This is a genomic window from Micromonospora sp. NPDC000207, from assembly GCF_040300925.1.
Lineage (GTDB): Bacteria > Actinomycetota > Actinomycetes > Mycobacteriales > Micromonosporaceae > Micromonospora.
Map to the genome: position 1 here is coordinate 14,614 of NZ_JBEPEQ010000062.1, position 20,955 is coordinate 35,568.

A 20,955-nucleotide genomic window follows, 5' to 3' on the forward strand; every position below is an offset into this window, starting at 1 on the left:
TCGGAGAACAGTGAACTACCGGACCTACTCCCGTCGGCAGGCCGTGCTGCTCACCGTGGGGGCCTTCGCCCTGCTGGTGGGCGGCAGCACCGTGCTGTACGCGGTGGCCCGCCCGCCCGCCCCGAAGTACGTGCTCACCCTCGGCACCCAGGGGCCGGCGACCGCAGCCCCGACCGGCCCGGGACTGAGCTACCGACGGCTCACCGCCCCGGACCGTACGCAGATCGTCGACGCCTCCGGCGCGACCGTGGCGATCATGACCGACGGGTCTCGGACGGCGCACCTCGCCGGTCCGCGCCGGACGCTCGCCGAACCCCGCTTCACCAAGGCGAAGGTCCACCTCGACCACTGGGTACGGCTCGCCCCCCGGACCTGGCGGGCGGGGGCGGAGAACGAGAAGTGGTTCGCCGACTGGCTCACCAAGGCCCGCCGGGACCGGTCTGCCGACGTGCTGGCCGTGGCGATGGAGTACACCTACCTGGGAGCGCCGAAGAAGGACGCCGACGGTCGGCAGTACTCGGGTGACGCCGCCTTCGGGCCGCTGTCCGACCTGGACCCGGACGGGCGGGCGGAGAACTCCGACTTCTACGACTACCTCGGCATCCCGTGGAGCTTCCCCGACAAGGAGGAGAAGCCCGCCCCGGCGCACTTCCTGAGCCTCGACTGCTCCGGTTTCCTCCGGATGGTCTACGGATACCGGCTCGGCTACCCCCTGCTGGGCACCAACGAGAAGGGGCCGGGCCTGCCCCGGCGGGCCACCGCGATGGCGTCGGTGGGCCCGGGGACCCTGCTGATGCCGAACACCGGTCGGCGAGCCCGGGAACTCGACCGGCTCCTCCCCGGTGACCTGCTCTTCTTCAACGCCGGCCCGGTCCAGGGGGCCAACATCGAACACTCCGGGATCTATCTCGGGGTGGACGACCGGGGACACCACCGCTTCATCTCCAGCCGGACCACCGCCAACGGTCCGACGATGGGGGACCTGGGCGGCGAGTCGACCCTCGACGGGACCGGCTACTGGGCACAACGCTGGCGTACCGCCCGCCGCCTCTGACCCGGGTGCCGGTGGTCAGGTGTCGAGGTGGGGGGCGACAGCGGCCACCGCCCGGTCCCGTCCGGCCGCGTTGCGCCGTACCGACCAGCCCAGCTCCAGGTGGACGAAGACGGCGTCCAGTTCGGCCGCCGACCGGCCCTGCTGGTTGCGGGTGCCCTCCAGTTGCCCGCACCGCTGCACCCAGGCCCGACAGGGGGAGATCCCGGCACCGGCCAGCCCGTCGGCGATCCGCTCGGCGAGGGTGTTTCGCGCCGCCGACCCGGTCGAGACCACCGCCTCGGCCCCCCGAAGGTTCCGGTCGGCGAACCCGTGCACCTGCACCTGCGCCAGGCCGGCCCGGGCGAACTCGACCGCCAGGAGGTGGAACAGGGACCTGTCGTTGTGGGCCACGTCCGCAGCGCCGTCCGCCGCCCGACGGTGGGCCCCCGCCATCAGCAGGATGCTTCCGGGGACCCGCCGGTACAGGTCCAGCCCGATCAGTTCGGTGTTGATGTCGAAGCCCGGATGGGGCACCTCGATCACCCGCCGTACCGGGGCGCTCCGGTCGACGAGGACCACCCCCCAGGTGCGCTCGTCGGAGCCGTCGGCGGCCAACGCGGTGGTGGGACGGTCGGTCACCGGGTCGACGCCGTACCCGAACCGGAAACCCAGCCCGCCGAAGGCCCGTTCCTGGCCCGCCCGGTCGTCCGGGTCGAGCAACGATTTGGCCGCGTCGCGGGCCTGCCGCTGCTCCCCGGCGTCCGGATCGCGGTACGGCCCGGTCGGCGAGAGGCCCGCCATCACCTCGCCGACCAGGGATTCCGGGTCCACCGTCGGCGGGGGGTCGGCCGGTTGCCGTCCGGCGGCGCAGCCCGACGGCGCGAGCAGTGCGGCAGCCGCCACCACGAGCAGCCCGCGTCGGCCCGGGTCGACGACGGACCGGGCGACACCTTCCATCGGTACGGTCATCCGGCAAGCTTCGCAGAGCCGTGGCACCCCGGCATCGTCGGCCGCCCGACGGATTTCGTCGTTGATGACCGGTTTGCCGCGCCGATCGCCGGGAAGTCGGTACGGGTGCGAGCATTGCTGACGAGGATCGAGCAGGCCAGCCGACTGGACCGGGTGGGCGACCGGATGCAGCGGGTGGTCCAGTCAACCCTGCGTCCCCAGCGGGTGCGCGACTTCCTGCACGGGGTGTGGTTGGGCCACCCCCTGCATCCGGCGATGGTCCAGGTGCCGGTCGGGGCGTGGCTCAGTGCCGCCGTCGTCGACCTCCTGCCCGGTCAACGTCGGGCGGCGACCGCCCTGGTCACCCTGGGTACGGTGAGCGCCGTACCGGCGGCGGTGGCCGGGTGGAACGACTGGGCGGCGCTCTCCCGTGACCAACGTCGGGTGGGGCTGGTCCACGCCGGTGCCAACATCGTCGGGTTGACGCTGTACGCGGGCTCGTCGATCGCCCGGCTCAACGGTCGACACGGGCTGGGCCGGACGTTGAGCTATCTCGGGTTGACCGCCGCCAGCGCCGGGGCGTACCTGGGTGGGCATCTGGCGTACAAGCAGGGGGCGCAGGTCAACCAGAGCGTCTCCGAACTGCACCGGATGAGCGACGGTTGGCACCCGTTGGCCGACCTGTCCGACCTGCCGCAGCGGGAACTGCTCACCCGGCAGGTCGACGACGTCTCGGTGATCCTCTACCGGCACGGTGACGAGGTCACGGTGATGCTGGAGCGCTGCCCGCACCAGAGCGGCCCGCTCGGCGAGGGCGAGGTGCAGCAGATCGACGGGCACGCCTGTGTGGTCTGCCCCTGGCACGGCAGCGCGTTCCGGCTCAACGGCGGCGAGGTCGTCCACGGTCCGTCCGGCAACGACCAGCAGACCCTGCCGACCCGGGTGGTCGACGGAGTCCTGGAGACCCGGCTGCCCTGACGGGCGGCCGGTCCGGGCCGTCCCTCCCGGCCCGGAGCAGTCCCGGCCACTGTCGGTCGCGGCCCGGGGGGACGCCACTGTCGGTTCGCGGCCGGGACGGCCGGTGTCAGTCGCGGCGGTGTCGACCGCTGGGGCCACCACCGGACCCACTCGTCGCGCGAGGGACCGCCGGTCGGCGGCGCAGCCCGAGGACGGCACCGATCTGCGCGCCCACGATGCTCGCCACGGCGAGGACTGCGGAGACCGCGAGCGGCCTGTTGACCCCGTCGTCGTGGTTGCCCCGGGCGGCCCCGGCGGCCAACAGGGGTGGGGTACCCGACCCGTGGTCGGGCGAGTCCGGGTGCGGCTGGTCGACCGGGGGCGCGGCGGCGTCCGGGGTCGGCGACTCGGCCGGGGCGTCGTGGCCGGGCGGGGCGTCGTGGCCGGGCCCGACCGGGTCGGCGGGGGTCGCCGGCCGGGCCACGAGCCGACCGGCGGCGTGCGCCCGGGAACCCTGGTCGTCGGCTTCGGCGGGGAGCTTCAGCAGCTGGCCGGGGCGGATCCGGTCCGGGTTCTTCAACCGGTTGAGCTCGGCCACCTCGCGGTAGTCGGCGAAGTCGTCCAGGTACCGTTCGGCGACGGTGCCCAGGTAGTCGCCCTTCGCCACCCGGTACACCGGGTTCACTGCCGGTGCGGCCGGACCCAACCCGGACCGGTCCGCCCCGGCACCGGCGAGGTGCGCGGTGAGCCCGCCCGGTCCGGTTGCGGCGTGCGTCGAGGCGACCGGGGCGGCCTGGGTCACGGCCGCCGGGGCGGTCTGCGAAGTCCCGGTCGCGGTGGAGGCGTACGGGCCGGCCAGGGTGGTGGCGGCGGTCGCCGCCGGGCTGGCGACGACGATCAGCGCCATCGCGCCGACGAGCGCAGCGGCGGCCTTCTGCTGGCGGCCCATCCCGGGGATCCGGGGTGCCGGTCGGCGGAAGACCTGGGCGAGCAGTTCGACGAGCACCGACAGGGCGAACGTCGCCCACCCGAACCATCCCACCAGGGCCAGTGCCCGCAGGAAGAGCTGCCCGTCGTCCCGGCTGGTGAGGGTGGTGCCGACCTCGGCGAGGGTGGGTACGTGGTCGGGGAGCGGATTGCCGGCGAGGGCGACCAGCGCCAGCGGGCCGCCGATCAGTACCGCGCCGAGCACTGTGAGCGCGCCGAGTCCGGTGAGGACCTGTCCCGTCCGCCGTACGGCGGTGCCACGCGGTGCGACCATGGCTGCGTTCCTTCCTACGGACCTTCGGTGAGGGTGCGGGCGGTTGCCTCGCCGGAGACGGTGACCCGGTTACCGAAGCCGAAGAGGCCGAGCAGGAACCGGTCGTAGCCGACGTCGACCCGTACTCGGATGTGCTTCTCGCCGTCGACGACCGGGAAGGTAACCGAGTGGCTCGTCACCCCGGCGGCGGCGAGGTAGCTGCGGACTGCGGCGCGGGCGTCGCCCTCGTCGATCTCCTTGCTGCCCCCGGCGATCGCCCTGGCCCGGTCGATGGACTGGCCGCCGGAGCGGGCCGCCTCGGCCGCCAGGTTCTGCGCCCGTTGCGTCGACCGGAGCTGACCGGCGCCGTCGAAGGCCAACCCGATGATGGCGAGTACGCCGGTCAGGGCGACCGCCAGGAAGAGGCTGACCCGCCCGTTGTCGTCGTACGGCGACGGGCCGGGGCGCTGGTGCCCGGTCATCCCCGACTCCGGTAGCGGTCCAGGGGGGAGGTGAACTCGGCCGAGACGGCACGCCGGACGGGCATCCCCGGCATTCCGGGTAGCCGGAAGTCGGCGAACGACACGACGCAGGTGACCCGGACGGACACGGCGCTGGACTGGTCGGCGGTGGTGCCGAAGGCCGCGTCGAAGGTGGCCGCCCGCCCCCCGACCGAGCCGGTGAACCGCAGGGCCGGCGGCTCGGTGCAGTCGAGCTCCGACCAGTCCAGTCGGACCCGGGCGGCGTCACCTGCCGCCGACCGGGCGGTGACCGGATCCCGGGAGATCGAGGCGGCGCGGGCGGCGTCGTGGGCGGCGGACTCGATCGCCTCGGCGGCGATCGCCGTCCGCCCGGCGACCCCGGCCAGGGCGATCAGCGCGAAGAAGGCCGGGGCGAGGATCGCCACCTCGACCGAGACCGAGCCCCGGTCCCGTCCGCGTCCCCGGCCGGTCTCCTGCCGTCCCCCGGTGGGCGTCCGGCTCACGGGGTGTCCCCTGTGGTCCACCGCTCCCGGGTGCCGTGGGCGGTCTGCCGGACCGGGAAGTCGACCCCCGGCACCACCGACAGGGACCGGCCGGTGACAGTGCAGGTCACAGTGGTCGTGGTGGTGGTGCAGACCGGTCCCGGCCGGTCCCAGTCGACGAGCCAGTCCCCGGCGACGTCGAGGAACCCGACGGCCCGGGCCTCACCGGCCCCCGGCTGCGCCTGGTGGACCCGCTGCGCGTTGACCCCGCTCTGCGCGGCGTGCAGCGCTGTGGAGCGGGCCACGAACCAGACGGCGACCTGGATCGAGGCGAACAGCAGCACCAGGATCACCGGCATGACCACTGCCAGTTCGACAGGGTTGGCTCCCCGGTCGGACCGGGCACGGAGGTGGTCCCGCGCCGGGCGGAGGGCTGCCGTGATCCGGCGGTGGACGCCTCGGAGCGGACGGGACCGCGACGACTTCTGCACTGTCGCTAGGGCGCGGGCGGGCCGGGGACGGCGTTCATCCAGGAGTCGACCCGGCTCCGGACCACCAGGGTCACGGCTGCCGCAGCGGCCACCAGACCGAAGATGATCACGGCCGTGGGGACCGGGCTGTCCCCCCGGTCACCGGCCCGGCGCAGTTCGGTGAGGCGGGTCAAGAGCACTACGTGCAGGTAGGCGACGAGACGCATGGGTTGCTCCTAGGGATGGAAGGGGCTAGAGACGGGCGACGAACGGGTAGGCGACGAAACCGAGCAGGACGAAGACCAGCAACGCACCGGGGATGTCCAACCGACTGGTGATCCCCTCGGCCCGGGCCAGGTTGTCGGTGCGGATCTGGTCGCGCAGCGAGTCCGCCCGGGCGCGCAGGGTCTCGTGCACCTGGGCACCCTCACTGCCGGAGGCCCGCATGATCGCCCCGACGTCGCCGAGCTCCGGGATGCCCAACTTGTCGGCCAGGTCCCGCAGCTCGTCCCAGGGGGAGTGCATCTGCATCTGGGCGATCCGCAGCGACTCCCGCAACCTGTCGAAGACCCACCCGTCACAGACCATCGCCGCCCGTTCCAGGGACTGCACCGGACCGTGCGCCGCGGACAGTTGCAGGGCCACCAGGTCCAGGTAGGCGCAGACCGCCTGGCGGAACTCGGCCCGCGCCCGGTCGGCCCGGTTCAGTACGTCCCGGTGGGCGACAAGCGCGCAGAGGGCAGCCGCGCCGATCCCCCCGAAGACCGGCAGGGCCAGCGGCATCCCGATCCCGGCGAGGAAGGCGACAGTCCCGAGCAGGGTCGGGGCGGCCAACCCGATGAGGGCGGAGAGCAGCAGGGACAGCGTGTACTGCTCCGGGGTCCGGTCGATCAGCGCCAGTTCCCGATGCGGTGGCCGGATCCACCGGGTCGCCCCGCCGAGCCAGTCCAGCCGACGGCTGCCGGTGGACCGGCCGGTCCCCGGGGGCTGGTGCAGCCGACGCAGCGCCGGCCCCAGCGCCGGGGTGGCCGGCAGGGCCTCCTGGACGAGGAGGAACAACCCCAACCCGACCACCCCACCACCGACCACGGCGAGGGTGAGCTGCCAACTGAGGATCACCGCAGCGCCTCCTCCGGGTCGGGGGCGGGCAGGAAGCGGGCCGGTGGAGGTGGCTGACTCATGGTGCGGACCCAGACCAGCAGGCCGATGAAGCCGGCCCCGAGGACGATCATCACCAGCTGCCCGGTCGGGGTCCCGTACGGCTGCATGTACTCGGCGTTGAGCAGCCCGTACGCCAGGGTCGCCAGGGTCATCCCGGTGAGGAACCGGACGGCGAACCGGGGTTGGGTCCGCTTGGCCTCCACCTCCCGTCGGGTGGCCACCTCGGCCGACGCGGCGGCGGCGATCGACCCGAGTACGTCGCCGAGGCGTTCCCCCCGATCGGTCAGGTGCAGGATCAGCGCCGCCACCACCTGGTCGCCGACCGGGTCCCCGATCTCCTCGGCGAAGGCGAGCAGGGCGGCCCGCGCCGACCAACCGGCCTGGAGTCGGGCGGCGAGGACGCGTACCTCCTCCTCGATCTGCTCCGGGACGGTGGTGACGGTCCCGATGATCGCCTGCTGGAGGCCCTGGCCGACGGCGGAGACGTCCTTGAGTCGGCGGGTCCACTCGCCGACCGCCTCGACCCGGGCGATCGCCTGCTGCTCGGCCCGGCCGACGGAGAACAGCCACGGAACCCCGGGCACCGCGATCGCGACCAGCAGCCCCACCATCAGCAGCCCGGTCAGCAGGAAGGCCACCGCCCCGACGACCACCGCGCCGATCAGGAGGCGCTGGTGTCGACGCTGCTCCCGTCGACCGGTGCCGGGGCCGATCCAGAGGCGGCGCAACCCGGCACCGGTGGCGGGGCGGGCCGGACGACGGGTGCCGACCAGGGCGACGACGGCGAGGATCATCCCGGCGACGCAGGCCGCCCCGGAGAGCACCGCGACGAGTTCGATGCTGCTGGTCACGGCCGCCTCACCGCCTGGCCAGCCGGGTGTGGCGGGGACGACGCCAGGCCCCGGCGCCCGCGTCGATCCACCGGCTGAGCAGCCGGGCGTCGTAGCCGACCCGGAGCAGCTGTTCGCGTACCCGCTCGGGAAGGTGCCGGGGGACGGCACGGCCGTCCGGGCCGGGGGCGAACACGGCGGTGGTGACGATCCGGTTCCCCTCGCCCACCCCGACCACCTCGTCGACGTACGAGACGAACCGGTGCTTGCGACCGCCGATCGCGGTCTCGTCCTCGACGCTGACGTAGACGATCAGGTCCAGGGCGTTGCCGGCCATCCGGCGGGCCTGTTCGACTGTCATCTCCCGACCGTGGGAGAGCGCCAGCTCGATGATCCGCTCGCTCACCCCCGCCGGGGTGCGGGCGTGGATGGTGCAGAGCGACCCCCGGCTGGTGGTCATCGCCTGGAGCATCGGCACGATCTCCCGGGACCGGACCTCCCCGACGATGATCCGGAGCACGCCCATCCGCAGGGAGACCGGGATCAGGTCGGCGATGCTCACCTCACCCGCCGGTCGCCCGTCGAGTCCGCGTTCGCCGTGCCCCTCCCGGGCCTCGAAGCTCATCACCGCCCGGTGCCGGCCGCCGTCGCGAGTCGGGAGCAGTTCCCGGCTCTCCTCCAACAACACGAACGGCTCGTCCGGCGGGATCTCCGCCATCAGGGCCCGCAACACAGTGGTCTTTCCCGCCCCGGCCAGCCCGGCCACCATGATGTTCAGCCCGGCCCGCATCGACGCCCGGAGGAAGTCGCGCAGCAGCGGGTCGACCATCTCGTCGAGGTCGGCCCGGCCACCCGCCAGGTCGTCGAGGGTGACGTCCAGGGTGTTGTGCTTGCGGATCACCGCGTACGGGCGCTGGCTGACCAGGAACACCGCCGCGAGGCGGCTCCCGTCGGGCAGTTGCAGGTCGAGTGTGGGCTTGGAGGTCGACAGGGACCGTTCGGTCGCCCCGGCCCGGCGGGCCGCCGCCTGGAGGATCTCCACCAGTTCGGCGTCGCTGTCGGCGATCGGCTCCCCCCAGTCGACCCCGCCGCCGTGCCGGGTGATCCGGATCTGGTCGCAGCCGAGGATGTGCACCTCCTCGATGGAGGTGTCGACGAGGAGGGTCTGCAACCGGCCCAGCCCGACCAGTTCGGCAGTCACCTGGTCGAGCAGGATCCGCTCCTCACCGGCGGGCATGGGGGTGCCGGCCCGACGGATCGCGTCGGCGTACCCGGCGACCACGTCGACGGCGAGCCGGGCCCGCTCGACGTCCTCCTCCTCGACTGTGAACTCCCGACCGCGCTGCCAGAGGGTCAGCCGTTCGCTCAGTTCCCGGCGCAGCTCCCGTACCACCGCGAAGTCGGCCCGGCGGGACGGCGTCTCCACAGGTGGAGGCGGTGCGACCGGGGTGGGGGCCGGATGCTGGGGCGGCGGGGGATGCCCGTTCGGGGCCGCCATCGGTGGGGCGATCGAGGTCACCCCGGGCTGCGGGCCGCGCGGGTCGTGCTGGACCGGCTCAAACCGCATCCGGCACCTCCTCCGCAGGCCAGGCCACCCGGGCCCGACGGTGTTCGAGCATCGCCCGGACCGGCCCCTCCAGCCCCCGCGCCGCCCGCATCAGCGGCCGACCGGCCCGGACTGTCCCACCGAGGGTGAGCACCTCAGCGGTACGCCTGTCGTCGGGTATCCGGGCGATCACCGGGACCCGCAGGGCCTTGGTGATCTCGGCGTCGGAGTGTCCGTCGCCGACCAGGAGCAGCCGGAGCGTGCCCGAGGGCACCCGGTGTTCGACGAAGTCCCGTTCGATGGTCCGGACCACGGACCGGGTGACCGACAGGTCCGGCAGGTTCGCCCGGGTGACCAGGAGGACCACCGTGGCCGCCCGCAGCACCGGCCAGGGCGGGCCGGACACGTGCAGCCGACCACAGTCGACGAGGACGTCGTACGGCGGCTGCCCCTTCTCCAGGTCGGCGAAGAAGTCGGTGAACCGCTGCCACAGCGGGGTGACGCTGCCCGCCTGGGCCGGGTCGACCACCCCGGGCAGCAGCAGCCGTTCCCGCTTCGGCGCGTCGAGGTCGACCAGTTGGGACCAGAACGCCTGCTCCAGGTTGCCGTCGCGCAGCTCACCGACGGCCAGCTCACCGATGCCCCGGGGGCCGTTGAGCACCCCGCCCAGGTAGCCGGCCATCACCGAACCCCCGGCCGGGTCGCACTCGGCGAGGATCAGGCGACGATGCCAGGCCAGCGCGCAGGCCAGCGCGGTGGTGGTGACACCGGGCGACCCCTTGGCGGAGACCAGCGCGACGATCGCCACCTCTCAGGCCGCCCTGGTCAGGACGAGGGCGATCCGCTTCTGGGCGGCGAGCACCACCACCGCCGGGACGTCCCGGTTCGCCAACGCCAGGTAGACCACCACGCTGCCGGTCTCCGGGGTGGCGGTGTCGATCACGGTGGCCTCGAACCGGGTGCCGGGACCCTTGCTGTCGGAGTTGCGGTCCGGGGTGGTGACCAGCAGGACCTCGTCGCCGGGGCTGAGTTTCCGGGCGGGCACCTCACTGGGGGGCAGGCCGAGCGCGATCTGCTGCTGCCCGGAGCCGAGCAGCGGGTCGTCGGTGAGCTGGGCCATGGTCAGCAGGGTGCCCGGGGTCAGCGACACCGCTGCCCGTTTGCCGACCACCTCCCCGATCCGGTCGGCGGCCACCGGGGAGAGCCCCTGCCCGCCGGCCACCTGCACGGTGACGAGGTCGTCGGCGCCCACCTCCCGGCCCACCTCGACGGCGCGGGCGACGGCGAGGTAGGTGCCGGTGGCCCGGACCGAGGTCACCGCGAACGCGGCCCCCAGCCCGCCGAGGGCGATCAGCAGGACCGCCAGGCCGAGCAGCCCGGGACGCATCCGGCGCTGTCGGAGCACCTTCGGCGGTACGACCGGCGCGTCCACCGGGCCGGTACCGCTGCGCGTCACCACACTCACCTGGTCACCACCTGAAGCTCGTCGATCTCGATAGTGGTCGTGTTGCTGGTCCGGGTGAGGGTGAAGGAGTCCCCCGCCCCGCCACTGCTGGCGCTCCAGCTGACGGTCCAGAAGGTGGTGGCGCTGATCCGGTACCTGCCCGCCTTCGGGTACCCGTCGTGGTATCCGCAGTCGGGGGACGGTCCACCGGCGTGCGGGCCGTCGGCCCGGTACGGGGTTCCGGGGCCGAGGCAGGTCCGCTTCTCCCCGTCGCCCATGTTCCAGACGATCCGGTCGACCCGGGCGGTGATGGTGACTGTCAGCCCCCGGTCCGAGGCGGAGGCGCTGATCGGCCCGAAGTAGTTCGGCCCACGGCTGGCCCACATCCACACCGGCAGCCCGACCAGGCCGGGGCCGTTGCCCCGACGGGGAGCGACGGCGATGTTGGGCTCCCGGAGGCTGATCGAGGCGAGCGCCCTTCGGGCCAGCTCCTCCGGGTCCGGTGGGGCACCGAAGCCGGGGGGTGGGACGTCGCGCAGCTCCTGCCGCTGGGAACCGGGGTCGTCGACGCAGGTGACCGTGTACCAGAGGCTGCCCTCGACCTCTGTGGGCTGCGGTTCGGAGACCCGGTAGTAGCAGCCGTCGGCGTTGTTGAACGAGCCGAGGACGCTGTCGTGACAGGGGTACTCCCGTCCCTCCCACTGGCACCTGGCGGCCGGGCCACCGCCCGGACTCCCGCCGCCGTCCCCACCGCCGTCGCCGTCCCCGCCACCGCCGGGGTCACCGGGCGTACCCGGGTCGTCGTCCCAGACGTTGCAGTCGTCCTGCCCGGGCGGGCACTCCGCGCCCGGGTCGGCCCGACCGGCGGCCTGGGCCGCCCCGCCGGGCCGGTCGCCACCGGCGGACGGGGTCACGACCAGGGTCGCCGCGAGCAGCAGCGCGGCGAACACAGCCGGTGTCCGGCCCCGGGTCAGCACGGCTGGTCCTGGTGGGCGTTGCCCCTGCTGATCCGCCACCTGCCGTCGGGATACCTGACGGCGGTGGCGGTGGCCAGGTGTCGACTGCCGGCGGAGCCTGGCACCACCTTGCGGTCCCTGGTGTAGACCAGCCGATATCCGGTGGTGTCGAGGCAGTCCTGGATTTCCACCGTCGGGGGATCAGCCTCCAGGTCGACGCCGGTCACCGTGGGATCGGAAACCAGTTTCCCGGTACGCATCGCGCCGTTCTCCTTGGCTTGGCGAATCGTCAGTCGAACCCGGGTCAGCAGGGGGTCGGCGAGATGTCGTGTCAACTCCGGATGCTGCGGGTCACTGGTACGGCTGGCCATCCTGGTCGCCTCCAGATATCCCTCGTACGCGGCCAGGGCGTCCTTTCGGGCCGCCGACTCCTCCTGGGCGGAGGGGCGGGTCGTGGTGGCGGCACCGGTCGCCCGCGACGGGTCGACGGGAGGTGGATCGGTGCCGCATCCGCCGACGGCAGCGCCGAGCACCACCAGCACGACGAGGCCGGCGCTGCGTCGACGGAGCTGTCGTGCGCGCGACAACGGGTGCCTCCTCGATCGACCCGAGGGTGGCCCGGGATCGTCGTCGACCTCCGGGCATGCGGCAGTGTCTCCGGATCCCGATATTCGGAACCGATGCGCCTGTTCCACATTCACCTGTACGGATCTTGAAATTGCGGGGGGTGTGTTCGTCCTGGTCAGACTCGTACGCCTGTGGTTCTCGGGGTTGCGTAGTGCCTAGGGGGCGAGCATAAGCTGACGCCCGCCGATACAACAGAGGCAATTCGCCCGAATACGCACGGTGATGGATCAGGGAGGTGTCGGGTGGCAGATCACGGTGCGTTCCGGTGGTCCGATCAGCGGTGGGCCAAAACGGGACGCAGTGCAGCCGAAAAGCCCTCGGGTGTCCGGAGACCCGCTGGTCAACGTCGATACAAGACGGTCACTTCTCGCGCCATCCGCAACAACCAGGCCCCGCCGCGACTACGGAACGTGTTGGGCGGCCCGGCGGTGGGGGTGGCCCCGACATGCCTGTGACACCCCGGGAGACATCCCCCACGTCCCTGGGCGTACGGCTGTCGGCGGCCCTGGCCGTCGTACCGCTGCTCCGGCTGGCGGTGGTGCGGCACGCCGTACCGGTGGGGTCCCCGTGGCGGACCGGGTGCGCGGGCTGTGCCGCTCCGATCGGCCTGGACCGGCCGTGGCCGGCGTTGAGCCCGGTGGCGCGGTGCGGACGGTGCGGGGCCCGGGTCGGCGCGCCGCCCGGCGTGGTAGAGGCGGCCGTGGTGGCTGCGGTGGCGGCGGTGATCCTGATCGGAGCACCGCCCCTGCCGACTGTGGCGCTGCTGTGGTGGCTCGGCTGGGTGGTGCCGGCGGCCCTTGTGGATCTGGCGGTGCACCGACTGCCCGACCGGTTGACCTATCCGGCGGCGGCCGGCACCTGGATGCTGCTCGGGCTCGCCGCCGCCACCGGGGCGGGGACGGCACCCTGGCTGCGGGCCACCGCCGCCGGGCTCGGCCTGGCGCTGTTCTTCGCCGCCACCACACTCCTGCTGGGCCGACGCGGGTTCGGCCTCGGCGACGCCAAACTGGCGCTCGGCGTGGGCCTGCTCCTCGGCTGGTACGGGTGGTCGGTGCTGTTCCTCGGGGTGCTCACGGCGTTCGGCTTCTCCGCCCTGGTCAGCCTGGCCCTGCTCGCCACCCGCCGCGCCACCTGGTCCACCCACCTCCCCTTCGGCCCCCACCTGACCCTCGCCACCCTCACCACCCTCACCACCCTCCTCCTACCCCCCTAACCCCCAACCCCCTCCCCGCCCCCTGCCCCCCGCCCCCCGTCCGTCCGCCCGGCCGTCCACCCGCGTGATCAAGGGATTTGCGTCAGCGGGGCGGCCTGTTGGTGACGCAAACCCCTTGATCACGGGACTTGTGTCGGCGGGCCGTCCTCCGGTCCGCCCGTCCGCGTGATCAAGGGATTTGCGTCAGCAGGGGGCCTGTCGGTGACGCAAACCCCTTGATCACGCGGACGGAGGGGGTGGGGGTGGGGGTGGGGGCGGTGGGGGTGGGGGGTGGGGGGGTCAGTGGGGGGTGTGGGTGGGGACGGGTTGTTGGTTTCGGTGGGTGCGGCGGCGGATCAGGTTCGTGGTGGGAGTGACCAGGAGGGGGGCGAGCAGGAGGACCACTGTGGCACCGAGGATGACGCCGACCAGGGCGTCGTGCGGGTAGTGCACGCCGACGTAGACCCGGGAGAAGGCGGAGAACGCCGCGATCGGCAGGGCGTACCACCCGAGGGTGCGGTGTAGCAGGTAGGTGCCGGCTGCCAGCGCCCCGGCGATCGTCGAGTGGTTGCTCGGGAAGGACCAGTCACCCACAGTGGGGCACTCCGAGGCGACGATGACCACGTCGGTGAGGACCTGGCAGGGACGGCTCTGGGTGATCACCAGCTTGAGCCCCTCGCTGAGCCCGTACGCGAAGACCACAGTGGCCGGGACGACCAGGACGAGAGCCTTGTCCCCGGGGCTGCCACCGAGGCGACGCCAGGCGGCGAAGAGCAGGAGCAGGCCGAGCAGGATGATCGACACCTCGGTGAAGTGGACCATGAACCACTGGGCGGCTGTGGGATTGGCGTCGGCGAACTCCACGACGTCCTGGTACAAATCAGTGCTGATGTCGGGAACATCCGTCACGCTGGTGTGAAACATACCCTATCCCATCATGCGTTCAGCGTCTGTTTACCGCACGGCACCGCAGGAAATCATCCCCGTTCACCACCAGCGTTCACTGGTGAACCCGGAAACCTCACCTGAGACTCAGCGGCCACTCAGTCAGCCCCGGCTGGTCGGCCGACGAGTGGAACTCCCGAGCCTGGAGGCGACGTGCAGAGCAGCCCCACCGTCGATGGGCAGGCGACATCGGCCGATGCGGCGGACGAGGAGAGCTGGCGGATCCGGCGTACCGAGGCCGATCTCGACCGACTCGCCGAAACCGAATCGATCTTCGCCCTGAGCAACGGGTGGATCGGCTGGCGCGGGACCCTCGACGAGGGCGAGCCGTACGGCATGCCCGGCAGCTACCTCAGCGGCTTCCATGAGCAGCGCGAGTTGACCTACCCCGAGGACGGGTACGCCTTCCCGCAGCGCAGCGACACCGTGATCAGCGCGCCCAACGCCGCACTGGTCCGACTCCGGGTCGGCGACGAACCACTCGACCTGCGGACCGGCACCCTGCGCCACCACGAACGGACCCTGGACCTGCGGGCCGGAGTGGTCGAACGGCACACGGAGTGGATCTCGCCCGGCGGGCAGGGCGTACGCATCAGGAGCACCCGGCTCGTCAGCCTCTCCCGGCACCCCATCGCCGCCGTCCGGTACGAGGTGGAGCCCCTGGACGGGCCGGTCGAGCTGCGGATCACCTCCGATCTCCAAGCCAACGAGCGGGTGCCGGAACGCTCCGACGACCCCCGGGCGGCCTCGATCGTCACCGACCCCCTCACCGGCGAGTACCGGCACCACGACGGCATCGACGGGGTCCTCGTGCACCGCACCGAACACAGCCGACAGCGGGTCGCCGTCGGGGTGACCCACGTGATCGACGCCCCCGACGAGTGGCACACCGACGTGGACCTCACCGACGACCGGTTCCGGGTCACCCTCACCGGCACCCTGACCCCCGGCCGCCGGGTCCGGCTCGACAAGTTCGCCGCGTACGAGTGGACGTCGGCGGGGGACACCGGAGACCGGGACCTGGCCGACCACGTCACCGAGGAGGCGGCGGCGGCCCGTACCGACGGGTTCGACGCCCTCCGCGCCGACCAGCGGGCCGCCCTCGACGTCGCCTGGCGGACCGCCGACGTGGTCCTCGACGGCGACGACGAGCTGCAACAGGCGATCCGGTTCTCGGTGTTCCACCTGCTCCAGGCCGGTCGCCCGGACGTGGACCGGACCATCCCGGCCAAGGGGCTGACGGGTAACGGCTACGACGGGCACGTGCTCTGGGACACCGAGGGGTACGTCCTGCCGGTGCTGACCTACCTGGCCCCCGCCATGGTCCGCTCCGCCCTGCGCTGGCGTCACGCCCACCTGCCCGAAGCCCGGGACCGGGCGGCCGAGCTGCGCCTGCCCGGGGCCACCTTCCCGTGGCGGACCATCGGCGGCCGGGAGTGCTCCGGATACTGGCCCGCCGGGACCGCCGGGATGCACGTCAACGCCGACGTCGCCGACGCGGTGCTGCGCTACGTCGCCGCCACCGACGACCAGGACTTCCTCGCCGAGGCCGGGCTGGAACTGCTTGTGGACAGCGCCCGACTCTGGCACGGCTTCGGACACTTCTCCGGCACCGGCAGCTTCCACGTCCACGGGGTCACCGGTCCCGACGAGTACACCGCCCTGGTCGACGACAACGTCTTCACCAACCTGATGGTCCGGCGGAACCTGCGCGGGGCCGCCGACGCGGCCGAGGCCAACCCCGAGGTCGCTGCCCGGTTCGGCGTGGAACCGGCCGAGATCGCCGACTGGCGGGCCGCCGCCGACGCGGTCCACCTGCCCTACGACCGCAAGCGGGGGGTGCACCAGCAGTCGGCGGGCTTCACCGAACTGCCCGAGTGGGACTTCGACGCGATGACCGAGGACGACTACCCGCTGCTGTTGAACTTCCCCTACCTGGAGCTGTACCGCAAGCAGGTCGTCAAGCAGGCCGACCTGGTGCTGGCGGTGCAGCGCTTCCCCGGTGACTTCGACGCCGAGGCCAAGGCCCGCAACTTCGCCTACTACGAGGCCCGGACCGTCCGCGACTCGTCCCTGTCGGCGTCCGCGCAGGCGATCGTCGCCGCCGAACTCGGCCACCTCGACCTGGCGTACGACTACCTGGCCGAGACCGCCCTCCAGGACCTCGCCGACCTGGGCGACAAGACCGGCGACGGCCTGCACCTGGCCTCCCTGGCCGGGGCCTGGCTGGCGGTGGTGCAGGGCTTCGGTGGCATGCGCGACGACCAGGGCGTCCTCGCCTTCGACCCCCGACTGCCCGACCGGGTCGACCGGCTGGTGTTCAGCCTCCGGTGGCGGGGACACCGGCTCCAGGTGACGCTGACCCCGGCGGGTGCCCGGTACGAGTTGCCCGACGCCGAGCCCGGGGCCGAGGTGGAGTTCCGGCACCACGGCGAACAGCTCCGGGTCACCGCCGCCGCCCCGGTCACCCGGCCGCTGCCCGACCTGCCCGACCACGGCCCCGAGCCCGCGACGCCACCCACCCTCCGTCCCTCCCGCCGATAGGGAGGGGACCACTTCAGTCGGCGGGGATGGCCGGTGCGGGCAGGCCGGACATCCTCGCCAGGACCCCTTCCAGGGCCTCGAAGGCGTACGCCCAGTTGTGGCACTTGAAGCTGCGCAGCCCGTCGATCGGGGTACGGCAGTCCACGCAGTACACCCCGGCGATGGCGGCCGGGACCTCGGTGTTGACGTACCGCCGGTCACCGAGGATCACCCGGGCGATCATCGCCCGGTCGTGCACCCCGGAGAGCGCCGACGAGACGATGTCGAGCCAGTTGACCCGTCGGCCGCACTTGGGGCAGTCCGGCTCGTCACCGCTGACCCAGAGCGGGGCGCCGATGGTGCGCGGGGGCATCCCGAGCTGCTTCTCGATCCGGCGTACGTCGGCTTCGACAGTGACCCACCGGTGTCGGCCGGGCAGGCTCGCGGGGGAGTCGTACACCGCCCGGAAGAGGACCTCGTCCACCTCGACGGTCCTGCGTGCACCGGTCACGGCGTACCTCCTCTGTTCGTCGTCACGGTCGCGCCGACCACCGACGGTCGCAACCGGATCAACGACACGGCCGGGCGGCGGGTTGCCGACCGGGCCGGGCGGACCCGGAGGTCACCCGGTCAGGACCGGCCGGTGGCCTGGGCCGAGGCGAACGGACCCGCCGGCTCCGCCACCGTCAGCGCGGGTCGGCGGTCCCCCTCCGTGACCGTCGGCGTGGGCTCGCGGTCGGCCTCCTCCGCTACCGTCGGCGCGGGGTGGCGGGGCTCCGCCGCCACCGGGTGGTGGCGCTGCCGGTGCCGGCCGGGGAGCGCGGCGGCCTTCCACCGCAGGGCCGGTCGCTCCACCAGATGCCACGAGGGTACGGCGAACAGCAGGGTGCCGAGCACACTGAGCAGGACGTACGCGGTGATCCCGAACCGGTTGCCGCCCAGCAGCGCGACCACCTGCTGAACCGGGAACGAGTAGATGTAGAGGCCGTACGTGTAGTCGTGCCGGCGGGCGTGGCGGGCGAACCGGTCCGGTGCCGCGACAGCGACGTAGAGCAGCAGGTACGTGAAGGCCGGCAGGCCGATGGCGTAGAACCCGCCCCATCCCAGCGTCCCGACGGTCACCACTGCGGCCACCGTGGCGATCCGGCCGTCCATCGGCACCCGGTGCGCGTAGAGCCGCAGTACCGCCCCGAACAGGAAGAGGAAGCCGAGGTGGAGCATCCAGTCCGCGGCGAACGAGCCGATCAGCGGGAACGGACCCACCGCCCCGTGGGCTGGCGGGCGACTCGTCCAGTCGGGTGCGGTGAGGACGTCGCGCAGGATCAGCAGGTAGCAGCCCCCGGTGAGGAGCAGCACCGCCCGGGGTGCCCGGGACAGCACCGCCGTCCCGATCAGTACTGCCACGACGGCGTAGAACGCGAGGTCGTACCGGAGGGTCCAGAGTGATCCGTCGAAGGCGCTGGGGCCGCCGCCGAGCTGGCCGAACGGCGTGCTGGAGAGCAGTCCGGAGATGGGGAACTGCTCCATCGAGGCGAACCAGTTGGTCCGGACGTACTCGACGGGTCCCTGCGGGTGACTCCAGAAACCGTTGAGGGTGCCGCGCTCGACGAGGGCGACGAAGGGGGCGAAGACGAACGCGGTGACCAGGAGACAGACCCACAGCCCCGGGAAGACCCGAAGCAGCCGGGCCCTGACGAACTGGGTGAACGAGGAGCGGAGCCCGCTGTCGGTGATGAGGAACCCGGAGACGAAGAAGAAGCCGTACAGCGACAGCGCGCCGAGGTCGCTCTGCCCGGACGAGAGGCCGTGTCCGGGAGCGGGTCGACCGAATCCGAGTGGCCAGGCGTGGGCGACGATCACGCCGACGGCCAACGCCACCCGCAGCGTTCCGAACGCGTTTCGCCGGGCCGAGTAGCGCTCCGACAGTGGGGTCGGACGGGCGCGCTGAAGTCGGGACGCGAGCACAGGTGACTCCTCACAGACAACGGTGACCGTCAGAATTATGCCCGAATTCAACATGTTTGATTGCTTTTCGACTGTTCCGACGGACTCCCGGGGTGTGGAAGGTGTCCGACGGTGGGCTCCCGCGACGTCCGGCGTCCGGCGTCGGCGTGCCGAGCGGCGTCGGGTGGTCGGCGTGCCGAGCGGCGAGGCGACGTCACTCCCGAAGCGCTCCCTGGGGGTTGCCTGAAGGAAGGCTGTCGGACACCTGTGTCGGAAAACGAATATGCCCCTGAGTGTCGGCGGCATCGCCGGCGCGGGACCCTACCGCATCCACGTCGATGTTGGTACCCACCGGCTTTCCGGGCAGTCTCATGGCTGTGCGGAAGTGCTGGTCAGATTGGTAGGGAATTGGTGTGTGAGAATTGTTGCAGGGGCCCCATCCATGGTTGAGGGGTAGCGACGGCCGCGCGGCTGCTGATAGCGTTCGATCTGTCGGGAAAAACCCCTATCAATGAGAGGTGCATCAGTGAGAAAGTTCGCCCTCGGGCTTGTCGGTGCAGCGATGCTCATCGCGTCTCCCCTGGCGGCTCCCGCGTCGGCGGCCCCCGCGCAGGTCAGTGCCACCGAGATCTGGAAGTGCTGGACCACGCGGACGGGAACGGAGACCATTCCCCGGGAGCAGTACTGGAGCTGTGTCGGCGGAGTCGTCCAGCGGATCAGCACGGCCGACGGCAGCCTCATCGCCAAGTACGACGGAAACTGTGCCAACGGGGTGTGGCAGCGTAACCGCAACGCGACCTGGGTCGACATGATTCTCTACTGTCCCTCGGACGGCCGCCCCCGGTCCTGACCGGCCCGTTCTAGCGATTCGGTGAATGGTCCGGCCATCCCTTTTCAGTGGAATGGCCGGACCATTTTCTGGTAATCGACCCACCGGTGTCGGTGGGCAATTGTCAAGACGTTCTCTCCGTTGTTGGGCCTGTCCTGTCAAGTCGTCGACGGTCCGCCGGACCGGGCCACTCCGACCGCCGTCACCAGCCGCGCCACCCCGGCCGAGGGCGGTCCGTCCCGGTACACCTCGGCGAGGACGGTCCGTCCGATCGGCCGACACCGGACCTCAGCCGCCGCGAGGCGGTCCGCCTCGACCAGCAGCCGGCCCGCCCCGGCCAGGTCGCCCAGGTGCAGGTACGCCCGAACCACGTCGATCAGGTACGCGGCTCGGTGCTCGGCGGGCAGCCTCCCCCACTGCTCCCTGTCGACAACCTGCTCGTGTCGGCGTACCGCCTCCCTGACGTCACCCAACCCGGCAGTCGTCACCACGTCGGCGAGCGCCACGGCCACCGGACCGAACCCGGTCTGGTACTGATCGACGTCCCCGCCGACCTGCTCGGCGACGACGGTTGCCTGGTCCAGCAGGTCGACGACGCCCCGGCGGTCACCGCACGCCGCAGCCGCGTGGGCGGCCTCGACCAGCAGGACACCGAAGACCGGCAGCACCTCAGGTGTCCGCCGCAGCGACGGTGCCGCCATCCGCTGGGCCGCGCTGACAGTCGCCGCCCACGCCAGCCGGTCCCGGCCGAGCGCCCGCAACGCCTGCCCCACCGAGACGGCCGCCGTCGCCGCCACCACCGGCGCATCGGCGGCCACGGTCATCGCCCGGTCCGCGACGAGCCAGGCCAGGTCGGCGTCACCGAGCTTCACAAGCAGAGACGCCGTGATCCGGTACGCCTGGACCAGCGGCCCCATCCCCTGCCTCGGGTCGACGGCGTGCAGCCGTTGGGCGGCCTGGAGCAGACCCGGCAACATCCGTACCAGCTGGGCGTAGTGACCGTGCTGGAACGTCAACCAGGCATGCCCGACATGCCGGTGCACCTCCGCCGCCGACGGACACCAAACCGGCGCGTCGACGCGCAACACCTCGTAGCAGGCGAGGGCGGCCCGGATCCGGTCCACACCGTCCACGCCCGCCTCGGAGACCGCCACCTGCGGGGCGTCCCGGCCGACCAGCACGAGAGGATCGACCCGGAGCACCTCGCCGATCTCCTGGATCACCGAGAACCTGTCCAACGCCCGGACACCACGCTCGACCTTGTCCACCCAACTCTTCGACTTCCCCAACCGGTCGGCGAACACCTGCTGGGACATCCGCCGCCGCACCCGCCACTGCGCCACCCG

General features: G+C 72.3%; 22 protein-coding genes. 5 read left to right on the forward strand and 17 right to left on the reverse strand.

Translation table 11 applies throughout. The features are described from left to right. Window positions 1–10 precede the first annotated feature (10 nt). The gene (locus ABT336_RS16695) at window positions 11–1,054 is read left to right on the forward strand and encodes an NlpC/P60 family protein (protein WP_350897501.1); all 1,044 of its coding nucleotides are present in this window, start codon (window positions 11–13) and stop codon (window positions 1,052–1,054) included. Between the two features lie 15 nt (window positions 1,055–1,069). On the opposite strand, the gene ABT336_RS16700 is transcribed toward ABT336_RS16695, so the two are convergent. Continuing rightward, window positions 1,070–2,002: a hypothetical protein gene (locus ABT336_RS16700; RefSeq protein ID WP_350897502.1), complete on the reverse strand. Its 933-nt coding sequence runs from the start codon at window positions 2,000–2,002 to the stop codon at window positions 1,070–1,072. A gap of 105 nt (window positions 2,003–2,107) precedes the next feature. Between ABT336_RS16700 and ABT336_RS16705 the strand changes: the two genes are divergently transcribed. Next, entirely contained in the window at window positions 2,108–2,959 is an 852-nt protein-coding gene (locus tag ABT336_RS16705) for a Rieske (2Fe-2S) protein (RefSeq protein WP_350897503.1), read from the forward strand. Window positions 2,960–3,065: 106 nt separating this feature from the next. Here the strand turns inward: ABT336_RS16705 and ABT336_RS16710 are convergent, their stop codons facing one another. From ABT336_RS16710 to ABT336_RS16765, 12 genes are all read right to left on the reverse strand, one after another. After that, window positions 3,066–4,199 carry a LysM peptidoglycan-binding domain-containing protein gene (locus tag ABT336_RS16710; protein ID WP_350897504.1) on the reverse strand — a complete coding sequence of 378 codons (1,134 nt, stop codon included), beginning with the start codon at window positions 4,197–4,199 and terminating at the stop codon, window positions 3,066–3,068. A 14-nt stretch (window positions 4,200–4,213) separates the two neighbouring features. Beyond that, a complete protein-coding gene (locus tag ABT336_RS16715) occupies window positions 4,214–4,660 on the reverse strand; it encodes a Tad domain-containing protein (RefSeq protein WP_350897505.1) in 447 nt (148 codons plus the stop codon). Next, a complete protein-coding gene (locus tag ABT336_RS16720; RefSeq protein WP_350897506.1) occupies window positions 4,657–5,163 on the reverse strand; it encodes a TadE/TadG family type IV pilus assembly protein in 507 nt (168 codons plus the stop codon). Before ABT336_RS16720 ends, ABT336_RS16715 begins: the two co-directional genes overlap by 4 nt. Beyond that, window positions 5,160–5,585, reverse strand: a complete 426-nt coding sequence (locus ABT336_RS16725) for a TadE/TadG family type IV pilus assembly protein (protein ID WP_350897519.1) — start codon at window positions 5,583–5,585, stop codon at window positions 5,160–5,162. The genes ABT336_RS16720 and ABT336_RS16725 overlap by 4 nt, the downstream gene beginning before the upstream one ends. Window positions 5,586–5,638: 53 nt before the next feature. Beyond that, window positions 5,639–5,839 carry a hypothetical protein gene (locus ABT336_RS16730; RefSeq protein ID WP_350897507.1) on the reverse strand — a complete coding sequence of 67 codons (201 nt, stop codon included), beginning with the start codon at window positions 5,837–5,839 and terminating at the stop codon, window positions 5,639–5,641. 25 nt (window positions 5,840–5,864) lie between these two features. Further along, window positions 5,865–6,728, reverse strand: coding sequence for a type II secretion system F family protein (locus ABT336_RS16735; RefSeq protein WP_350897520.1), 864 nt, complete (start codon window positions 6,726–6,728; stop codon window positions 5,865–5,867). After that, window positions 6,728–7,567 (reverse strand): type II secretion system F family protein, encoded by an 840-nt coding sequence (locus ABT336_RS16740; protein ID WP_350897521.1) that lies wholly within the window; start codon window positions 7,565–7,567, stop codon window positions 6,728–6,730. Before ABT336_RS16740 ends, ABT336_RS16735 begins: the two co-directional genes overlap by 1 nt. A 64-nt stretch (window positions 7,568–7,631) precedes the next feature. Beyond that, a complete protein-coding gene (locus tag ABT336_RS16745; RefSeq protein WP_350897508.1) occupies window positions 7,632–9,170 on the reverse strand; it encodes a TadA family conjugal transfer-associated ATPase in 1,539 nt (512 codons plus the stop codon). Beyond that, window positions 9,160–9,957, reverse strand: a complete 798-nt coding sequence (locus tag ABT336_RS16750) for a CpaE/TadZ family protein (RefSeq protein ID WP_350897509.1) — start codon at window positions 9,955–9,957, stop codon at window positions 9,160–9,162. The genes ABT336_RS16745 and ABT336_RS16750 overlap by 11 nt, the downstream gene beginning before the upstream one ends. Window positions 9,958–9,960: 3 nt before the next feature. Further along, window positions 9,961–10,536, reverse strand: a complete 576-nt coding sequence (locus ABT336_RS16755) for an SAF domain-containing protein (protein WP_502891195.1) — start codon at window positions 10,534–10,536, stop codon at window positions 9,961–9,963. Window positions 10,537–10,610: 74 nt separating this feature from the next. Next, on the reverse strand, window positions 10,611–11,570 hold the full coding sequence (locus ABT336_RS16760) for a hypothetical protein (RefSeq protein WP_502891194.1): 960 nt from the start codon (window positions 11,568–11,570) through the stop codon (window positions 10,611–10,613). Next, window positions 11,564–12,136, reverse strand: coding sequence for a hypothetical protein (locus ABT336_RS16765; protein WP_350897511.1), 573 nt, complete (start codon window positions 12,134–12,136; stop codon window positions 11,564–11,566). Before ABT336_RS16765 ends, ABT336_RS16760 begins: the two co-directional genes overlap by 7 nt. A gap of 485 nt (window positions 12,137–12,621) precedes the next feature. Here ABT336_RS16765 and ABT336_RS16770 point away from each other — a divergent pair, with 485 nt between their 5' ends. Then, complete coding sequence (locus ABT336_RS16770; RefSeq protein WP_350897512.1) at window positions 12,622–13,389, forward strand: prepilin peptidase; 768 nt, start codon at window positions 12,622–12,624, stop codon at window positions 13,387–13,389. 279 nt (window positions 13,390–13,668) lie between these two features. On the opposite strand, the gene ABT336_RS16775 is transcribed toward ABT336_RS16770, so the two are convergent. Next, window positions 13,669–14,292: a phosphatase PAP2 family protein gene (locus ABT336_RS16775; protein WP_350897513.1), complete on the reverse strand. Its 624-nt coding sequence runs from the start codon at window positions 14,290–14,292 to the stop codon at window positions 13,669–13,671. Between the two features lie 174 nt (window positions 14,293–14,466). On the opposite strand from ABT336_RS16775, the gene ABT336_RS16780 reads away from it, so the two are divergent. Beyond that, window positions 14,467–16,857, forward strand: coding sequence for a glycoside hydrolase family 65 protein (locus ABT336_RS16780; protein WP_350897514.1), 2,391 nt, complete (start codon window positions 14,467–14,469; stop codon window positions 16,855–16,857). A gap of 13 nt (window positions 16,858–16,870) precedes the next feature. On the opposite strand, the gene ABT336_RS16785 is transcribed toward ABT336_RS16780, so the two are convergent. Together ABT336_RS16785 and ABT336_RS16790 are read right to left on the reverse strand one after the other, a co-directional pair. Next, complete coding sequence (locus tag ABT336_RS16785) at window positions 16,871–17,347, reverse strand: DUF8243 domain-containing protein (RefSeq protein ID WP_350897515.1); 477 nt, start codon at window positions 17,345–17,347, stop codon at window positions 16,871–16,873. A 119-nt stretch (window positions 17,348–17,466) separates the two neighbouring features. After that, on the reverse strand, window positions 17,467–18,801 hold the full coding sequence (locus ABT336_RS16790; protein ID WP_350897516.1) for an acyltransferase family protein: 1,335 nt from the start codon (window positions 18,799–18,801) through the stop codon (window positions 17,467–17,469). Between the two features lie 505 nt (window positions 18,802–19,306). Between ABT336_RS16790 and ABT336_RS16795 the strand changes: the two genes are divergently transcribed. Further along, window positions 19,307–19,630 carry a hypothetical protein gene (locus ABT336_RS16795; protein ID WP_350897517.1) on the forward strand — a complete coding sequence of 108 codons (324 nt, stop codon included), beginning with the start codon at window positions 19,307–19,309 and terminating at the stop codon, window positions 19,628–19,630. Between the two features lie 137 nt (window positions 19,631–19,767). Here the strand turns inward: ABT336_RS16795 and ABT336_RS16800 are convergent. Then, the coding region (locus ABT336_RS16800) for a helix-turn-helix domain-containing protein (protein WP_350897518.1) at window positions 19,768–20,955 on the reverse strand (1,188 nt) is incomplete at its 5' end.

Bases quoted from the DNA above. Each gene is read 5' to 3' on its own strand.
- ABT336_RS16700 (WP_350897502.1), bottom strand. From the start codon at position 2,002: ATGACCGTACCGATGGAAGGTGTCGCCCGGTCCGTCGTCGACCCGGGC.
- ABT336_RS16710 (WP_350897504.1), bottom strand. From the start codon at position 4,199: ATGGTCGCACCGCGTGGCACCGCCGTACGGCGGACGGGACAGGTCCTC.
- ABT336_RS16715 (WP_350897505.1), bottom strand. From the start codon at position 4,660: ATGACCGGGCACCAGCGCCCCGGCCCGTCGCCGTACGACGACAACGGG.
- ABT336_RS16730 (WP_350897507.1), bottom strand. From the start codon at position 5,839: ATGCGTCTCGTCGCCTACCTGCACGTAGTGCTCTTGACCCGCCTCACC.
- ABT336_RS16740 (WP_350897521.1), bottom strand. From the start codon at position 7,567: ATGATCCTCGCCGTCGTCGCCCTGGTCGGCACCCGTCGTCCGGCCCGC.
- ABT336_RS16745 (WP_350897508.1), bottom strand. From the start codon at position 9,170: ATGCGGTTTGAGCCGGTCCAGCACGACCCGCGCGGCCCGCAGCCCGGG.
- ABT336_RS16755 (WP_502891195.1), bottom strand. From the start codon at position 10,536: ATGCGTCCCGGGCTGCTCGGCCTGGCGGTCCTGCTGATCGCCCTCGGC.
- ABT336_RS16770 (WP_350897512.1), top strand. From the start codon at position 12,622: ATGCCTGTGACACCCCGGGAGACATCCCCCACGTCCCTGGGCGTACGG.
- ABT336_RS16775 (WP_350897513.1), bottom strand. From the start codon at position 14,292: ATGTTTCACACCAGCGTGACGGATGTTCCCGACATCAGCACTGATTTG.